Consider the following 16,695-nt stretch of genomic DNA (forward strand, 5'->3'; position numbering starts at 1 on the left):
CATGCCCATCCTCGCCACACAGCTACGCTCCGACGCCGACGTGATCGCCCTGCGCCGCGCCGGCCGTGAGATCTGCCGCCAGCTCGGGCTGGACGTCCAGGACCAGGTCCGGGTCGCGACCGCGTTGTCGGAGATGGGCAGAGCTGCGGTCGCCACCGGGACCGCCGACGTCGTCATCGCCGTCGTCCCGGGCACCCCCCAGGCGACCCTCCGCGCCGAGATCACCCCCGACGTCGCGTTCGTGCTCGACGGTGACTCGAGCGACGGGGGTGTCCCGGCGGCGCGACGGCTCGTCCGGGACCTCGAGATCGAACCCACCGGCACCCGGGTCGTCCTCACCAAGTTGTTGAGCGTCACGGCCCGCGTCGACGAGGCCTCGCTCGCCCGCGTCCGACGGTCCACCGCCGCAGCCCACGTCGCCGACGCGCTGGACGAGCTGCGAGTGCAGAACACGGAGCTCGTGCGCACCCTCGACGAGCTGACGCAGCAGAAGGAGTACCTCCGGCGCTTCAACGAGGAGCTCGAGGAGACGAACCGTGGGGTGCTCGCGATGTACGACCAGCTCTCGTCCGAGCTCGAGGAGACGAACACGGGGGTCGTCGCCCTCTACGCCGAGCTCGACGAGCGCGGTCGCGAGCTCGCGGCCGCGAACGAGGCGAAGACCCGCTTCCTGCGCAACGTGAGCCACGAGCTGCGCTCCCCGGTCAACTCGATCCTCGGGCTGACGTCGCTGCTCGCCGACTCCCACCTCGACGCGGAACAGGCCCAGCAGGCGACCTACCTGCGCGAGAGCGCCACGACGATGCTCCAGCTCGTCGACGAGCTGCTCGACCTCGCACGGGCCGAGGCCGGCCACGAGGACGTGGAGCCGGCGCCCGTCGACGTCGCCCAGCTGCTCGACGAGCTGCAGGGGACGACCCTGCCGCTCCTGCGGCCCGGGGTGACGCTCAGGACCTCCTCCCCGCCCGACCTCGTCCTGGTGACGGACCGGCGCCTCACCGCGAGGGTGCTGCGCAACCTCCTGGCGAACGCCGCGAAGTTCACCGACGAGGGGCAAATCGAGTTCCGTGCGGAGAGGGAGGGAGACCTGGTGCGGTTCGACGTCCGTGACACGGGCCTCGGCATTCCCGAGGACCACGTCGAGTCGGTCTTCGAGGAGTTCGTCCAGGTGCCGAACCGTCTGCAGCCCTCGGTGCGCGGGACAGGTCTGGGGCTGCCGTACGCACGACGGACCTCGGAGGCGCTCGGTGGGACGCTCGTTGCCTCGTCGCAGCCGGACGTCGGCAGCGTGTTCACGCTCCGCCTGCCGTCGCTCCCGTCCGAGGTGTCGGTCAGGCCCATGCGCACCGAGGCCGTCCCCCAGGGCGCCGACCTGGGGCACGTGCTCGTCGTGGACGACGACCGGGCGTTCGCTTCGGTCATCGTCGCGATGTTGCAGGGCCACGCCGCGCGCGTCAGCGTCGCGCACGACGCGTCGCACGCCCTGGCCCTGCTGCACGACGGCGCGGCGGACCTCGCGCTCCTGGACGTCCGGCTCCCCGGCACGGACGGGCCGACGCTCCGGTCGAGGATCCGCGAGGTGCACCCGGCGACCGGGACCGTGCTCATGTCGAGCGCGTCCCTGCCCGTGCGGGACGACCTCGACGGCGTCCTCTTCCTCCCCAAGGCGGGAATCTCCCGTGACACCCTCGTCGCGACGTTGCGGCGGGCCAAGGAGGCCCGGTGACCTCGCCCCACACCGTGCTCGTGGTCGACGACACCGCAGCGCACCGGTACATCATGTCGAGCTGGCTCCGTCGTGCGGGCTTCGAGGTGATCGAGGCGGCGACCGGCGCCGAGGCCCTCGTCCGCACGAACCCGCACATCGACACGATGGTGCTCGACGTCAACCTGCCGGACATCCACGGCGGTGAGGTCTGCCGGAGGCTCAAGGCCGACCCGTCGACCGCCCACATCCCCGTCCTGCACGTGTCCGCGACGGCCGTCGACGCCGCCTCCCGGACCGCCGGCCTGGAAGGTGGCGCGGACGCGTACCTGCCCGAGCCGCTCGACCGGGACGAGTTCCTCGCGACCATCAGCGCACTGTGCCGACGCCACGACGCCCAGCGGGGCGCGGGACGCACGGCTCGCCGTCTCGAAGCGCTCACCAACGCCCTGGTTCCCCTGCACGAGGCCCGCTCGTACGAGGCCGTCGTGGACCACACCGCGCGCAGCGCCTGCGCGGTCCTCGGCCGGGCCGTGGTCGCGATGGTGGTGGCGGAGACGGGCCTGGTGCTGCGCTCCGTCTGTGTCACAGAAGGGTCGACGCTGGTCCGCGGACGTGGCCCCGTCCCGGTGGTGGCCCCGAGCGACGGGAAGCCCCTCGTGTTCGCGCCCCACGACGTCCCGGCGCCCTGGCAGCCCCTGCTCCACGAGGCGGGGGTCGGGCCCTCGCGATGGTGGACCATGTGGCTCGTCGACGCCGGAGGCGCTCTCGTCGGCGGCCTCGGTGTCCAGCTCGGCGAGGGTGACGGAACGCTCTCGGAGGAGGATCAGGCGATCGTCGGACGCTTCGCCGAGGCCGCGACCGTCGCGCTCACGAACCTGCGGACGTTCGCGGAGGAGCAGCGCATCGCACTCGCCCTCCAGCGGGCTCTCCTGCCGTCGAGCCTGCAGGTGAGCGGCGGCCTCGAGGTCGCCGCCCGGTACGAGGCCTCCGACGCGCGCCTCGACGTGGGCGGGGACTTCTACGACGCGTTCGACCTCCCGGACGGCAGGGTCGCCGTCGTGATCGGTGACGTCCAGGGGCACTCGCTCCGCGCCGCAACGGTGATGGCGGAGGTGCGCGTCACGCTCCGCGCCTACCTCCGAGAGGGCCACGACGCCCGGCACGCACTCAACCTCCTGAACGACGCGCTGCGCAGCGACCACCCCGAGTACGCGACCGTGTGCGTCTGCGTGCTCGACCCCCGGACGGGCGCGGTGGAGATCACCGACGCCGGCCACCTGCCTGCGCTCGTCGTCCGCGCGGACGGCACGGTGCTCCAGGTGAAGGAAGGCTCACGCCTCCTCGGCCTGCCGAACCCGGACGGTCGGCCCGTGCACCAGGACGTGCTGCAGCACGGCGACCTGCTCGTGCTCGTGACCGACGGACTCGTGGAGCGCCGGGGGGCCTTTCTCCCCGACGTCCTCGACCGGCTGGCCCTGCTGGCGGCCGAGAACGCCGGGATCGCACCGGCGACGATGTGCGAACGCCTCGTCTCCGCCTTCGACGACGCGGGCCGCGAGGACGACGTCGCGGTCGTCGCGGTCGGTCGTCACGCGGTGCAGCAGGGGCCGACCACCTAGTCGGACGCCGCGAGCACCGCCGACGGGACGCACGTCCGACCGTCACCTCCGGCCCGGTCGCTCCTCGCGCGGGTCCAGGTCGCTACTCGACACGGGGCCCTGCGTCCGAACGGCGGCTGGTCCTCATCCTGACGGTCGTGCGGGAGCGGAGCCTGTCGTCGGGGAGCACCGTCGCCGCGTCGGCGACGAGGTCGTCGAGCTGGGTGGCGAGGCGGGGCAGGTCGGTGGCGGGGTCGACCTTGACGAGCAGACTGAGGACGAGCTCGGGGCCCTCGTCGCGCAGCGTGGCGGTCGCCTTGCGCACGCTGGGGATCTGCTGGGCCGCACGAGCCGTCGCCTCCGCGACGGCGCCCCGGTCGATCCGCAGGCGCTCCGTGCGGGTGGAGCCCGGCAGGTCCTGTTCGGGGACGGCCCGGGACGGCAGGTGCGCGAGCATCCACCACACCGCAACGGTCGCGAGGAGAACGGCGACGGCTCCCGTGACGTAGGGCCACCACGTCTGGGCCGTGGCGTCGGTCGCGGCGGACGTGTCGAGCGAGGAGGGGACGCCCTCGACGTACTGCGCCAGGGTGCCGGTGGTCCACAGCAGCGCAGTGGCACCCGCGACGATCAGCACGAGCCCGGCCAGCGCGAGGAGCACGCGATCGAGCCTCAGGACGGCGCGGTTCATGGTCGCTGCCCCTCGCCGGCCCGCACGGTCAGGCGCGGTGGGCTGTCGAGGGCCGAGAGCTGGTGGGCGACCTCGGCGTCGACGTCGGTCAGGATGTCGGGCGAGCCCGTCGTGCGGACGGTCACGCGCACGGCGCGCCGCGACACCGCGGTGCTGGAGTCGAGCACACCGGGCACGTCTCGTGCGGTCGCGTTCACCCAGCGCGCGATGTCGGCCGAGCGCAGGTGGACACCGCTGGCCGCCGCGACGCGCTGGGTGGTGCGGGGACGGGGGCGGACGGCCTGCCAGAGCAACCAGAGCCCGACCAGGGCGACGAGCGCCCCGGCCACGCCGACCCACGTCTCGGGTTCGAGTCCGTCCAGGGCGTCCGCGAGCGACAGGAACCAGCTCGTGCCCTGCCCGCGCGCGGCCACGACTGCGGACTGCCCGGCCAGGACCGCGACGACCAGCAGCAGGATCGCCAGGACGAAGGCCCAGGACGTCAGGACGAGGCCGGCCCGCGGCGACCTCGCCGGGGCAGGGACGGTCCGCGCGGAGGGGACGATGGGTGTGCTCATAGGACTCGTCGCTCCTTGGTCGTACCGGTGGCACCGAGGACGTCGGACGGGTCCACGATGCGCGTGACGGTGGTGCGGATCTCGTCGACGTGCACCCCCGCGAGGTCCCGGAGCCGTTCGGTCACGGCCTCGCAGACCTGATGGGCGACCCCCGCGGCCGGGTACGGCCACACGATCGCGATCTCGAGCCGGACCCGGGCACGGTCCCCCGCGCGGGAACAGGTGATGTGCGGGTACGTCCGGCCGAGTGCTCGGCCCACGGTCCCGGCGGTGGCCCCGACGGGCGCGACACCGGGGACGCCGAGCACGGCGGCACGGGCGACCTTCTCCACGACCCGGTCTGCGACGCGCAGCGCGCCCCGCTCCTGAGCGTCGGCCGTCTCGTCCGAGGAGGCCGCCTCCCAGCCCTGTGAAGGCAACGGCTGGGCGAACGACGTGTCAGACATGGCGACGGCTGCGGAAGGCAGCACCGAGGTCGATGCGCCCTTCGATCTGGGCTCCTGCGACCCATCCGACCCCGCCCAGGACCGCCGCGAGGACGAACCCCCAGAACCCTCCGAGGATCGCGGCGAGGGCCAGCAGTATGCCGGTCAGCAGACCGATCGTTGACACAGACATGTGCTCTCCTTGGACGTGTCCGCTCAGAGCGCGGACGATGATGAGGGCGGGGACTCGACGTCCTCGACGTACACGCGTACCGGCCCGGGGGCCAGCGCACGCACGGACTCGTGGACATCACGAGCGACCGCGGGGATCGGGCGGTCCGTCGAGACGACCAGGTGGACCTCGGTCTCCTCGGGACGGAGCCGGACACCGGTGACGGCACGACCGGGAAGGTACGTGGCGACCTCGCCGAAGACCCCGGCGTGCAGTCGCACGACCCCTGGGACGGCGAGCACGGCGGCGACGATCCTCTCGGCCGTCTCGCCCTGGGCGACGTCGTCGGGCAGCGGCGGCGGGACACGGCCAGAGGGAGGGCGCAGGGGCTCGCCGAGCCCCGTCCCCGGATGCGCGTGCTCGAACGCCTCGGCGACGTCCAAGGGGGTGGGTGTCTCCGTCTCCTGGCCCTCCCCCGAGGAACCACGTGCTGAGGCGGGAGGTGGCGACGAGGTCATCGGACCCGCCCGCCACCGTCCTCGCCCTCACCGCTGTCGGAGGACTGCTCACGCTGGCTGCGCCGGTCGGAGCTCGAGTCGGCGTCGTCCCCGGGCAGGTGGACGTCGTTGACGTCGATGTTGACCTCGGTCACCTCGAGCCCGGTCATACGCTCGATGGAGGTGATCACGCTCCGACGGACAGCCTGGGCGAGGTCGGCGATCGACACGCCGTAGTCCGCGACGAGATCCAGGTCGACGGCGGCCTGGCGCTCCCCGACCTCGACGTGGACGCCCGACGTGGTGTCGCTCCCGCTGCCCGGGATGTACTCGCGGATCGCGCCGAACGCCCTGGCCGCTCCTCCCCCGACGGCGTAGACCCCTTGGACGTTGCGGGTCGCGATGCCCGCGATCTTGGCGACGACCTGGTCCGCGATGGTCGTGCTGCCGTGCTCGGAGGCGAGCGCGGAGGGGCGGTCGACCGTCCCGCGCGCAGGTCCGGCCTGCCCGGCGGCGCCGGGACGTGCAGCCGTGCCGGGTGCCGTGGCTCCCGTGGTGGGTGTGCTCTGCTCGCTCATCGTTCGCTCCTCGTGCTCGGGGCGACCGCCCCGACGGTCGGGCGGTCTGCGACGTTCTCCAGTGAGTGCCGCCCCGTCGCCGGAACGTCACGACTACAAAGTGTGATCTAGGTCACATTCAACCCTGCCCATGGCGAGCCGTCCACCGGGAGCTATCGTCGAACGGATGGAAGCCGTCGGTGCTGGTGGAGACGCGGGGGCGGTCTCAGACCTGCTGCTCGCGCGCCGCGCTGCGCTGGGAGATCGCGAGGCGTTCACGGCCCTCGTCGACCGGCACGGCCCGGCGATGTACCGGTACGTCCTGCGCATGGTCCACGATCCGGAGGTCGCGGCCGACTGCCTGCAGGACACCCTGGTCGCGGCATGGACGGGGTTCCCCGGCTTCCGCGGAGAGTCCGCACCCCGTACCTGGCTCTTCGGGATCGCGACCCGGCAGGCGTACCGCCATCGAGGTCGCGCCGCCGGCCGCCCCGTCCCCCTGCCGGACGAGCTCGTCGAGTCCGCCTCCCGCCGACCCGACCAGGGCGCGCTCGACGCTGCACTCGTCGAAGCCCTCGACATCGCCCTCCTCGCTCTGCCACCGTTGCAGAGGTCGTGCTGGTTGCTGCGCGAGGTCGAAGGACTGCACTACGCCGAGATCGCCGACATCCTCGGCACGACGCACGACGCCGTCCGCGGGATGCTCCACCGGGCCCGCGCGACACTGGCCGAGCGGATGAAGGGATGGCGATGAACGACGACGCAGTCCTCGAGCGCGCCACCCAGGCGCTGCGCCGCCACACCGACCAGGGGTGGACCCTGGTCCGTGAGAACGCGCTGCTCAAGGCCCTCTCGGCGTTCCGCCCCTCGGCCCCGGTCCGTGGTCGCACCGCCTCGCCCTCCGGCGTCGTCGAGTACTTCGTCGCGTCCGACGTCCTCGTCGCGACCCTCCGCGAGGCCGTCGGCGCCGTACCGGGCGCCGCTCCCCTCACGATCACCTGCTCGACCGACGACCAGGACCGGCTCGTGACCGTCACGATCGAGATCCTCGCGGCGTTCGACGAACCTCTCCTGCCCCTCGCCTCGACCGTCCGTCGGGCCACCTCGGCGCAGCTTGCCTCCGTCCTCGGTGACCTCGCTCCCCCGGTCGACGCCGTCGACGTCGACGTCGCGATCACCGACGTCGCGGACACCCGGCAGGATCTCTGCTAGCCCGACCCTGTCCTGGCGTCGCAGACCGAGGTGACCGTCCTCACGCCGCACGAGGTGTCGGCGGCGTGCGAGGGGTCTGGAGCGCGCCTAGTCTGCGGGAACCCCCGGTAGACCCCAGGAGCAGTCGTGACCGATCCGAGCACCACCGTCCTCGAACCCCCCGCCGTCGTCCTCGATCCCTCGCGCCAGGACGACGAGCGCAGCCGGCGCCTGGCGGCGACCGTCGCACAGGTGCCGACGATGAGCGGGGACGTCGTCGCGGCACTGGCCTGGGCGTCCGGGGTCGGCCGTTCCGCGCCTGCCCCGGGTGCCGGGCGCACGCTCGACCTGTGGGAGCTGCTCGCCTCGACCGCCGCGGCCGACGTGGGCGTCGCGCGGGTCCTCGAACCACATCTCGACGCGCTCGCCATCCTGGCGCAGGTCCCGGGCGGGGTGGACCTGCGCTCGATCGGCGCCGACGAGACCAGCACCTGGGGCGTCTTCGCCGCTGAGGGGCCCGGCGTGCGCCTGGAGGCTCAGGAGGGCGAGGAGGGATGGCGGCTCACGGGCGTCAAGCCGTGGTGCTCTCTCGCGGCGACGCTCTCGCACGCCCTCGTGACGGCGTGGACGACGGGCGGGCGACGTCTGTTCGCGGTCGACCTGCGCTCCGCGGGCGTCCGGCCCGACGACGGCCCGTGGGTCGCCCGAGGCTTCCCGGAGATCGTCAGCGCTCCCGTACGTTTCGACGGCGCCACGGCGGTCCCGGTCGGGGACGCCGGGTGGTATCTCGACCGCCCGGGCTTCGCGTGGGGCGGCATCGGTGTCGCGGCCTGCTGGTGGGGCGGGGCCGTGGGACTCGCGCGCGAGCTGTACGCAGCGACCCGGCGTCGCGAGCCGGACCAGCTCACGCTGGCCCACCTGGGAGCGGTCGACGTCGCGCTGACCGGCGCTCGAGCCGTGCTCGTCGAGGCGAGCCTCGTCGTGGACGGCGCGCCGGACCTCGGGGTCGCCCCGGGCGTGCTCGCCCGGCGGGTGCGTGGCACCGTCGTCCGTGCGGTCGAGGAGACCGTGCAGCGCTGCTCGCACGCCCTGGGCCCCGGTCCGATGACGACCGACGAGGGCTACGCCCGCCGGCTCGCCGACCTCGGGCTGTACGTCCGTCAGCACCACGCCGAGCGCGACGACGCGTCGCTGGGCCGTGATCTCGTGGCCCGCGGGAGGGCGCCGTGGTGACGTTCGACCATCGCGACACCGGCACCACCGAGGACGCCTGGAGAACGAGCGGTCTGCTGGAACGGTTGCCTCCCCTCGACCTGCCCCACGCCGTGCCTCACCTGGTCCTCCTCGCCGCACACCCCGACGACGAGTCGCTCGGGGCAGGCGGGCTCGTGGCGCGGCTGGTCCGTCAGGGCACGCCGATCACGGTCGTCGTCGCGACCGACGGCGAGGCGTCCCACCCGGACTCCCCGACCCTCACGCCCGCGCGGCTCGCAGGCCTGCGCCGCCGAGAGCTCCTGGACGCGCTCGACGTCGCGGCGCCCGGCGCCGCCGTGGTCTTCCTCGGGCTGCCGGACGGGGGGCTGCGAGAGCACCGCGCGGCCTTGCACCGACGGCTGTCCGCGGTGCTCGCAGCGGTGACGGAGGACGAGCCCGGCCGTGACGACGGCCCGGTGCTGCTGTGCGCGCCGTGGCGGGGTGACGGTCACCGCGACCACCGCGTCGCCGGGGAGGTGGCCGCCGTGGTCGCGCACGAGCAGGGGGCCCGCCTCCTGGAGTACCCGGTCTGGTGGTGGCACTGGGCGGCCGTCGACGACGCGGCGGGCACGGAGCACATGCGGACGCTCACGCTCACGCCGCCCGAGCGTGCCGCCAAGAGGCTCGCGCTGGCCTCGCACCGGTCGCAGGTCGAGCCGCTGTCCCCGGACCCGCGGGACGCGGCGACGGTCGGGCCGGAGATGCTGCGGCACGTCGAGCGCGACGTCGAGGTGTTCGTCGAGGCCCCGGGCCCCTCCTTCCGGCCCTCGACTCCCCCCTCGGCTGCCCGGTCCTCGGCTGCCCAGTCGTCGACGACGTCGCCACCGTCCGAGAGCCTGCCGGCGGAGTTCTTCGACTCGTTCTACCGCGGGCGGGCCGACCCGTGGGGCTTCGAGACCCGCTGGTACGAGGAACGCAAGCGCGCCGTGACCCTCGCGTCACTGCCGCGTGCACGGTTTCGCGCCGGCCTGGAGATCGGCTGCTCGACCGGCGTCCTGACCGCCGACCTCGCCACCCGCTGCGACCGTCTCGTGGGGGTCGACGTCGCCGCGGCCGCGCTCGCTGCAGCCCGCGAGCGCCTCGGTGACGAGGTCGAGCTCGTGCGTCTCCAGACGCCTGCCGAGTGGCCCGAAGGCCTCTTCGACCTCGTGGTGCTCTCCGAGGTCGGGTACTACTACGGCACGCAAGACCTGGAGACCGCGATCTCTCGTGCGGTCGGGTCGCTCACCGCGGACGGCGTCCTGGTCGCGTGCCACTGGAGGCACCCGGTACCCGAGTACCCGCTGCGGGGCGACGACGTCCACGCCGCCCTCGGCGCGCGCCCCGAGCTCGCGCGGGTCGTCCGTCACGTGGAGGAGGACTTCGTGCTCGAGGTCTTCGCCCGGCCACCGGCGCGCTCGGTCGCGGCGGAGGCAGGACTCGCATGAGAGCCGCCGACCGCGTGACACGGCTGGCCGTCGTCGTGCCGGTGAACGACGAGGAGGAGCTTCTGCCCCGCTGCCTGGCCGCGCTCGACGTGGCGGTCGCGCGGGTCCGGGCCGAGCGACCGGCCGTGCGGGTCGAGGTCGTGGTCGTCCTCGACGACTGCACCGACCGCTCGGCCTCGCTCGCCGGGTCCTCACCGTTCACCGTGGTGGAGACCCGATGCCGACGGGTCGGGGCAGCACGCGCCGCCGGGGTCGAGGCCGCGACAGGACGGCTCGGCAGGGGCCGCCCGGCACGGCTGTGGATCGCGAGCACCGACGCCGACTCGGCGGTCCCCGCGCACTGGCTCACGCACCAGGTCGCGCTCGCGGAGGCGGGGGCCGACCTGGTGATCGGCACGGTGCGTCCCGACTTCGACGACCTCTCCCCCGCGCAGCGGGCTGCCTGGGTGGCGACGCATCCCGTCGGACACGCGAACGGGCACGTGCACGGGGCGAACCTGGGGATCCGCGGCGACCTCTACCTGGCCGCCGGCGGCTTCCCGGGGGTCGCGGAGCACGAGGACGTCGGCCTCGTGGCGCGCGCCCGGGACGCGGGCGCGCGCGTCGTGGCCTCCGACGAGGGGCGGGTCCTGACCTCGGGTCGCACGACGGGTCGCACCCCCGGGGGGTACGCACGGCACCTGCGCGAGGACCTCGTCCGGACCGTGGGTACCGGCTGAGAGCACCGCTCGCGCGCCAGGACCTCGTCGATCATCGGTCGCCGCGGGTCGGCGCGCCCGTCCGACGGCGGGCGAGCATCGTGACCAGGTAGAGCACGACGCCCACCAGGACGAGGGCTCCCGCGCGGAGCCACGTCTGCCCGGCCTGCTGGGTCAGGAGCAGGACGCAGCTTGCCGTCCCGAGGACCGGCACGATGGTCGCGACACGGAAGTGGCCCTCCTCGACGGTGTCCTTGCGCAGGACCAGCACCGCGACGTTGGTGCTGATGAAGACCACGAGGAGCAGGAGCACCACGGTCTCCGCGAGCGCACCCAGGTCCCCCGTGAAGACGAGGCCCATGGCCACGGCGGTCGTCGCGACGATCGCGACCCACGGAGTCCGGCGGCCGGGGAGCACCCGGGCCAGCCCTGCGGGCAGCAGACCCTGTCGCGCCATGCCGTAGGTGAGGCGGCTCGCCATGATCATCGTGAGCAGGGCACCGTTCGCGACCGCGACGAGTGCCACCATGGCGAAGACGCGTTCCGGCACGACGTCGGCGACCTTGACGACCTCGAGCAGCGGCCCGGTCGAGCCCGCGAGCTGCTCGGGGGGCGCCACGGCGACGGCGGCCACGCCGACGGCGACGTAGACGACGCCCGCGGTGATCAGTGCGCCGAAGAGCGCACGGGGGTAGACCCGCCGGACGTCCTTGACCTCCTCGGCCAGGTTGGCCGAGGTCTCGAAGCCGACGAACGAGTAGTACGCGATGAGCGAGGCCGAGAGGACCGCGAGCGCCGGGGTCGTGCCCTCGGCGAACTCGAGCGCCCTGCCCGGCGACGCGTCGCCCCGCGTGAGGACGACAGCCGCGAGCACCACGATCAGGAGCAGCCCCGAGAGCTCGATCGCGGTCATCGCCACGTTCGCGCGCAAGGACTCCTGGATACCGCGCGCGTTGAGCGCCGCGACGAGGAGCAGGAAGACGAGCGCGACCGGCACGACCGGGAGGTCCACGAACGAGCCGAAGTAGTCGCCGGCGAAGGCGAGGGACAGTCCCGCCGCGCTCGTGACACCGGCGGCGAGCATGCAGAACCCCACGAGGAACGACACGATCGGCACCTTGAAAGCGCGTTCGGCGAACACCGCCGCGCCCCCGGCGGCCGGGTACTTCGTGACCAGCTCGGCGTACGAACCCGCGGTCAGCAAGGACAGTCCGAGGGCGACGAGCAGCGGCAGCCAGACGGCGCCACCCACCTTCCCGGCCATCTCGCCGACCAGGGCGTAGACCCCCGCACCGAGCACGTCGCCCAGGATGAAGACGTAGAGCAGGCGCCCCCCGACCGAGCGGTTCAGGGGCGTGGACGGGGACGTGGTGGTCGTGGCAGACATCTGGGCAGGCTCGCACGGGTGTGCGCGACTCGCGACCGGCGGGAGGCTCCATCGCCGAGCGGGTCGTGGGCGGGGTGGCTACGTTGGCTTGATGACCACCGACAAGGCCCTGCGGCGCACCCCGACGGCCACGGTCGTCGGGGATCTCGTGCGAGTCCTCGCGGCGGCCGCCGTTCCTGTGGGCACCGTGCTCTACGGACCGGTCGCGACGGCGCTCCTCGCGCTCGTCCTGCTCGGCACCGTGATCCCGCGGGCGATCGGCCTCAGGGGCGTCGTCGATCCCGCGGTCGGGCTCGTCCTGAGCGTCGCCGCGTGGATCGCGCTGCTCGACCTCTACGCGCGGGTGCCGTGGCTGGACCTCGCGATGCACCTGGCGGCGACCGCGGCGTTGACCGTCCTCGCCTACGCCGTCCTGGTCTTCCTCGGGGCGCTGCGGGTACCCGGTCCGCTCGTCGCTCCCGTGGTCCGGGGCGACCCGCTCCCCTCGACCGACCTCCGCCGACCCCGGCTCGGCGCGGTCGTGACCGCCACGGGCCTGGGGGTGCTGCTCGCGCTGCTCTGGGAGGTCGGTGAGTGGGCGGGGTCCACCTACGTGGACCCCGCCATCCAGGTGGGCTATCGCGACACCCTGGGCGACCTCGTCGCCGGTGGGGTCGGCGCCTTCGTGGCCGGCCTGTTCCTGGTGCGGAGCCCGTGAGCGGGTACGCCCCGCGTGGTGCGGTGCGCCTGACCGTCGTCATCCCCGTCAAGGACGACGCCCTGCACCTCGAACGCTGTCTCGAGGCGGTCGCCCGGCAGACGCACCGGCCGCACGAGGTGATCGTCGTCGACAACGCCTCCCGTGACGACAGCGCCGAGGTGGCACGCCGTTCCGGTGCACGCGTCGTCCACGAACCGTCACCGGGCATCCCCGCCGCCGCCTCGACGGGATACGACGCCGTGGCCGATGGCGTCGTCGTGCGCTGCGACGCCGACACGCTCCCGCCGCCGGACTGGCTCGAACGGATTCACGCCGCCTTCGTGCGCGAGCCCGACATGGCCGCCCTCACCGGCCCCGGCCGCTTCTACGACCTGCCCCGAGCGCGAGCCCGGGTCACGGGGGTCTTCTACATGCGCGGGTACTTCTGGGGCATGCGCGCCGCGCTCGCGAACGTGCCCCTGTGGGGATCAAACATGGCGTTCCGAGCCAGCGCGTGGCAGGAGGTCCGGGACCGGGTCCACCGCGACGACCCGTACGTGCACGACGACGCCGACCTGAGCTTCCAGCTCGGCAGCGGCGCTCTCGTGCGCTACGACGGCCGGCTGGTCGTCGGGGTCTCGGGCCGCACGTTCGAGTCCGCGGACTCCCTGGGTCGCCGGTTCCGGTGGGCCTGGCACACTCTCGCCGTGAACTGGGCGGTCCGCCCGCCGTGGGAGCGCTGGGCGGCGCGGATCACCGAGCGACGGCGCAGCGGGCGCGACCGCTCCTCCCGCACGGCGCCCTGAGCCCGACGGCTACCTTCCGCCGTCGGGCGCCCGGTGGCGGAACACCCTGGCATGGAGGACCTCGAGCAGGTCGGAGAGCGCCCGGACCTGCCCGTCCGCCTGGGCGACCAGGCCGTCGAGGTCCGCGACCTGCTCAGGGGTGAGGCCCAGGTCCCGGCCCTGGGCCAGGAGCGTCTGCCACCCGCTCGCCTTGCCCGTGACGGCGCCTCGCAGCAGCTCGACCTCGAGGAGAGCGCTCAGCGGAGACGTGGTGCGGACATGCCCGTTGAGCTTGAGGCGTCCGACCCTCTCGGCCAGCGACGCACCGACCACCTTGTAGCGCCGCACGGCGATGTCGAGGTGGCGCAGGCACCCGAGGAGCCACTCGCGCTCCTGCTCGAGCTGGGGGACGAGCGGCGCGACCACCGTCCCCACGACCGTGCCGTCGTACACCTTCGCCATGCGCCGGACCCGCTGCACCCCCACGGTCGCTCCGGCCACGTGGTCGTTGAGGTAGATCGCGAGCAGGCGGACGTCGACCGGTGTCGTCATCGCGAGGACCCGTTCTCCGCAGCGGGCGCCGTCCGGACCGTGGGGTCCAGGACGACCTTGATGCAGCCGTCCTCCTTCTTCTGGAAGAGGTCGTAGCCGCGGGGTGCGTCCTCGAGCGACAGCCGATGGGTCCGCAGGTCGAGGACCCCCAGGGGGTCGGCGGGGTCGGCCACGAGGGGCAGGAGGTCGTCGACCCAGCGGCGGACGTTCGCCTGCCCCATGCGCAGCGTGACCTGCTTGTCGAAGAGGTCCATCATCGGCAACGGGTCCTTGGCGCCGCCGTACACACCGGCGACCGATACGGTGCCCCCGCGGCGGACGAGCGAGATCGCGGTGAGGAGCGCGGCCAGGCGGTCGACACCGACCTTCTCGTTGATCGCGCCGGCGACGGTGTCCGGCAGGACGCCCGCCGCCTTCTGGAACAAGGAGGCCCCCGGAGACCCGTGGGCCTCCATCCCGACGGCGTCGATCACCCCGTCGGCGCCGCGCCCCTGTGTCAGGTCACGGACCGCGCCCGCGACGTCGTCGACCGCCGAGACGTCGAGGGTCTCCACGCCGTGCCGCTCGGCCATGGCGAGCCTCTCGGGCACGAGGTCGAGGCCGATCACCCGGCCCGCACCGCGGTGGCGCGCGACCCGCGCGGCCATCTGACCGATCGGACCGAGCCCGACGACGACCACGGTGCCGCCCGCCGGGACGGACGCGTACTCGACGGCCTGCCACGCGGTGGGCAGCACGTCCGACAGGTAGAGGTACCGCTCGTCGGGGCCGTCCTCGGGCACCACGACCGGACCGTAGTGGGCCTGGGGCACGCGCAGGTACTCGGCCTGACCACCTGGCACCTGACCGTACAACCGGGTGTAGCCGAAGAGAGCAGCGCCCTTGTCCTGGGACCGCACCTGCGTCGTCTCGCACTGCGACTGCAGTCCGTGGGTGCACATCCAGCACGTCCCGCAGGCGATCCCGAACGGGACCACCACACGGTCCCCGACCTTGAGGCGCGTGGCGTTCGCGCCGACCTCCTCGACGACCCCCATGGTCTCGTGGCCCAGCACGTCGCCCGCGTCGAGGTACATCCCCAGGACGGAGTACAGGTGCAGGTCGGAGCCGCAGATCGCGGTCGACGTGACCCGGATCACGGCGTCGGTCGCCTCCTGGATCGTCGGGTCCGGGACGTTCTCGACCGTGACCTTCTCCCGGCCCTGCCACGTCAGTGCTCGCATGATGCTTCGTCCTCTCGTCGTCCTACGGTCGGTCGGTCAGCTCTCTCGGCCCTGCTGGGTGTCGCTCTCTCCCGTGTCCTTCGCGCGGGCGGCCTCGGCGGCCCTGCGGATCTCGCCGCCCCTCTCGACGTCCTCCTGGAGCTTCTGCCTGCGCTTGTCGCTCGCGCGCGTGTCCCGCGGCGGGAGCTGGAGGGTCTCCTCGGCCGCGATACCTCCCTGGAGCTCCCTGGCGCGCTCGAGCTCGGCGTCGAGCTCTGCTCCGAAGAGCAGCGCGAGGTTCGTGATCCACAGCCACAGCAGGAAGACGATCACGCCACCCAGTGCGCCGTACGTCGAGTCGTACGAGGCGAACGTCGCGACGTAGAAGCCGAACCCGACGGACGCGAGGACCCAGACGAGGATCGCGACGACCGCTCCGACGCTCAGCCAGCGGAACCGGGGCTGACGGACGTTGGGAGTCGTGTGGTAGAGCACGGCCACGATGAGGATCACCAGCAGGAGCACCACGGGCCACTTGGCGACGTTCCACGTCGTCACGGCGGCGGGACCCAGCCCGACGGCGTCCCCGATCGCACGGGCGACCGGCCCGGAGAGCACGAGGGCGACCACGACGAGCGCCGCCATGAGCACGACCGCGGCGGTCACGAGGAGCATGACGGGTCGCAGCTTCCACACCGGCCGCCCCTCCTCGACCTCGTACATGCGGTTCATCGACCGGCCGAACGCTCCCACGTACCCCGAGGCGGACCAGAGCGCGACGACGACGCCGACGACCAGCGCCAGGCCTGCGCGGTCGCTGCCGCCCACGACCTGCTCGACCAACGGGGTGAGCGTCGCCATCGCGTCGGCCGGGACGACCGACTGCGCGATGTCGAGCACCCGGTCGACGATCTTCTCGCTGTCACCGACGAGCCCGAGCAGCGAGACGACGGCCAGTAGCGCAGGCGCCGAGGCCAGTACGGCGTAGTACGTCAGCGCCGCCGCGAGGTCGAGGCACTGGTCGCGCGAGAACTGACGCACCGTCGTCCGGGCGACGTGCTTCCACGAACGCGTGTGCAGGTCGGTGGGCGAGTCCGGCTTGCGCGGGTCGTCGGGAGCGGGCTGCGGGCGCGGCCGGCGTGTGTCTGGGGCGTTCATGCGGTTCCTCCGCGTGGCCGGCGCAACCGTGCCGACCCACGACATGACGGGCGAAGGTGCGGGCCCTCCGGCGCATCGGTCCCCGGGAGACCAGGTCGAGGCGCGGTGCACCTGGCTCCCGGTCGGCCACTTCCTGACCTCCCTCGAACCTAGGCGA

At 73.2% G+C, this 16,695-nt stretch carries 19 protein-coding genes; 9 read left to right on the forward strand and 10 right to left on the reverse strand.

Annotated elements, in window-relative coordinates:
• The first annotated feature begins 1 nt into the window (after nucleotide 1).
• Both ACZDYF_RS07825 and ACZDYF_RS07830 read left to right on the forward strand, forming a co-directional pair.
• Entirely contained in the window at nucleotides 2-1,726 is a 1,725-nt protein-coding gene (locus ACZDYF_RS07825; protein WP_475055237.1) for an ATP-binding protein, read from the forward strand.
• Nucleotides 1,723-3,327, forward strand: a complete 1,605-nt coding sequence (locus tag ACZDYF_RS07830) for a SpoIIE family protein phosphatase (protein WP_475055239.1) — start codon at nucleotides 1,723-1,725, stop codon at nucleotides 3,325-3,327. The genes ACZDYF_RS07825 and ACZDYF_RS07830 overlap by 4 nt, the downstream gene beginning before the upstream one ends.
• A gap of 82 nt (nucleotides 3,328-3,409) precedes the next feature.
• On the opposite strand, the gene ACZDYF_RS07835 is transcribed toward ACZDYF_RS07830, so the two are convergent.
• The 6 genes from ACZDYF_RS07835 to ACZDYF_RS07860 all read right to left on the reverse strand — a co-directional run bounded on the left by ACZDYF_RS07835 (nucleotide 3,410) and on the right by ACZDYF_RS07860 (nucleotide 6,226).
• Complete coding sequence (locus tag ACZDYF_RS07835; protein ID WP_475055241.1) at nucleotides 3,410-3,997, reverse strand: hypothetical protein; 588 nt, start codon at nucleotides 3,995-3,997, stop codon at nucleotides 3,410-3,412.
• Nucleotides 3,994-4,554: a DUF6286 domain-containing protein gene (locus ACZDYF_RS07840; protein WP_475055242.1), complete on the reverse strand. Its 561-nt coding sequence runs from the start codon at nucleotides 4,552-4,554 to the stop codon at nucleotides 3,994-3,996. The genes ACZDYF_RS07835 and ACZDYF_RS07840 overlap by 4 nt, the downstream gene beginning before the upstream one ends.
• A complete protein-coding gene (locus ACZDYF_RS07845) occupies nucleotides 4,551-5,000 on the reverse strand; it encodes an Asp23/Gls24 family envelope stress response protein (RefSeq protein ID WP_475055243.1) in 450 nt (149 codons plus the stop codon). The genes ACZDYF_RS07840 and ACZDYF_RS07845 overlap by 4 nt, the downstream gene beginning before the upstream one ends.
• Nucleotides 4,993-5,172, reverse strand: a complete 180-nt coding sequence (locus ACZDYF_RS07850; protein WP_475055244.1) for a DUF2273 domain-containing protein — start codon at nucleotides 5,170-5,172, stop codon at nucleotides 4,993-4,995. Before ACZDYF_RS07850 ends, ACZDYF_RS07845 begins: the two co-directional genes overlap by 8 nt.
• A 23-nt stretch (nucleotides 5,173-5,195) precedes the next feature.
• Complete coding sequence (locus ACZDYF_RS07855) at nucleotides 5,196-5,594, reverse strand: Asp23/Gls24 family envelope stress response protein (protein ID WP_475055245.1); 399 nt, start codon at nucleotides 5,592-5,594, stop codon at nucleotides 5,196-5,198.
• Nucleotides 5,595-5,665: 71 nt separating this feature from the next.
• Nucleotides 5,666-6,226 (reverse strand): Asp23/Gls24 family envelope stress response protein, encoded by a 561-nt coding sequence (locus tag ACZDYF_RS07860; protein ID WP_204809194.1) that lies wholly within the window; start codon nucleotides 6,224-6,226, stop codon nucleotides 5,666-5,668.
• 166 nt (nucleotides 6,227-6,392) lie between these two features.
• On the opposite strand from ACZDYF_RS07860, the gene ACZDYF_RS07865 reads away from it, so the two are divergent.
• From ACZDYF_RS07865 to ACZDYF_RS07885, 5 genes are all read left to right on the forward strand, one after another.
• On the forward strand, nucleotides 6,393-6,959 hold the full coding sequence (locus ACZDYF_RS07865; protein ID WP_204809196.1) for an RNA polymerase sigma factor: 567 nt from the start codon (nucleotides 6,393-6,395) through the stop codon (nucleotides 6,957-6,959).
• Nucleotides 6,956-7,417, forward strand: coding sequence for a hypothetical protein (locus tag ACZDYF_RS07870; RefSeq protein WP_475055246.1), 462 nt, complete (start codon nucleotides 6,956-6,958; stop codon nucleotides 7,415-7,417). The genes ACZDYF_RS07865 and ACZDYF_RS07870 overlap by 4 nt, the downstream gene beginning before the upstream one ends.
• A gap of 126 nt (nucleotides 7,418-7,543) precedes the next feature.
• Nucleotides 7,544-8,629: an acyl-CoA dehydrogenase family protein gene (locus tag ACZDYF_RS07875; protein ID WP_475055247.1), complete on the forward strand. Its 1,086-nt coding sequence runs from the start codon at nucleotides 7,544-7,546 to the stop codon at nucleotides 8,627-8,629.
• Complete coding sequence (locus tag ACZDYF_RS07880) at nucleotides 8,626-10,077, forward strand: PIG-L family deacetylase (protein ID WP_475055248.1); 1,452 nt, start codon at nucleotides 8,626-8,628, stop codon at nucleotides 10,075-10,077. The genes ACZDYF_RS07875 and ACZDYF_RS07880 overlap by 4 nt, the downstream gene beginning before the upstream one ends.
• Nucleotides 10,074-10,796 carry a glycosyltransferase family 2 protein gene (locus ACZDYF_RS07885; protein WP_475055249.1) on the forward strand — a complete coding sequence of 241 codons (723 nt, stop codon included), beginning with the start codon at nucleotides 10,074-10,076 and terminating at the stop codon, nucleotides 10,794-10,796. Before ACZDYF_RS07880 ends, ACZDYF_RS07885 begins: the two co-directional genes overlap by 4 nt.
• Before the next feature lie 31 nt (nucleotides 10,797-10,827).
• Here the strand turns inward: ACZDYF_RS07885 and ACZDYF_RS07890 are convergent, their stop codons facing one another.
• Nucleotides 10,828-12,162: an APC family permease gene (locus ACZDYF_RS07890; protein ID WP_475055250.1), complete on the reverse strand. Its 1,335-nt coding sequence runs from the start codon at nucleotides 12,160-12,162 to the stop codon at nucleotides 10,828-10,830.
• A gap of 91 nt (nucleotides 12,163-12,253) precedes the next feature.
• Here ACZDYF_RS07890 and ACZDYF_RS07895 point away from each other — a divergent pair, with 91 nt between their 5' ends.
• Both ACZDYF_RS07895 and ACZDYF_RS07900 read left to right on the forward strand, forming a co-directional pair.
• Nucleotides 12,254-12,859 (forward strand): DUF2238 domain-containing protein, encoded by a 606-nt coding sequence (locus ACZDYF_RS07895; protein WP_475055251.1) that lies wholly within the window; start codon nucleotides 12,254-12,256, stop codon nucleotides 12,857-12,859.
• Nucleotides 12,856-13,647, forward strand: coding sequence for a glycosyltransferase family A protein (locus tag ACZDYF_RS07900; protein ID WP_475055252.1), 792 nt, complete (start codon nucleotides 12,856-12,858; stop codon nucleotides 13,645-13,647). Before ACZDYF_RS07895 ends, ACZDYF_RS07900 begins: the two co-directional genes overlap by 4 nt.
• Nucleotides 13,648-13,656: 9 nt before the next feature.
• On the opposite strand, the gene ACZDYF_RS07905 is transcribed toward ACZDYF_RS07900, so the two are convergent.
• The 3 genes from ACZDYF_RS07905 to ACZDYF_RS07915 are packed head-to-tail and all read right to left on the reverse strand — an operon-like array spanning nucleotide 13,657 to nucleotide 16,538.
• On the reverse strand, nucleotides 13,657-14,178 hold the full coding sequence (locus ACZDYF_RS07905; protein WP_475055253.1) for a hypothetical protein: 522 nt from the start codon (nucleotides 14,176-14,178) through the stop codon (nucleotides 13,657-13,659).
• Nucleotides 14,175-15,401, reverse strand: coding sequence for a zinc-dependent alcohol dehydrogenase (locus ACZDYF_RS07910; protein ID WP_475055254.1), 1,227 nt, complete (start codon nucleotides 15,399-15,401; stop codon nucleotides 14,175-14,177). Before ACZDYF_RS07910 ends, ACZDYF_RS07905 begins: the two co-directional genes overlap by 4 nt.
• 36 nt (nucleotides 15,402-15,437) lie before the next feature.
• Nucleotides 15,438-16,538: a YihY/virulence factor BrkB family protein gene (locus ACZDYF_RS07915; protein ID WP_475055255.1), complete on the reverse strand. Its 1,101-nt coding sequence runs from the start codon at nucleotides 16,536-16,538 to the stop codon at nucleotides 15,438-15,440.
• Nucleotides 16,539-16,695 lie beyond the last annotated feature (157 nt).

The organism is Oerskovia sp. PE-21s (assembly GCF_056158145.1).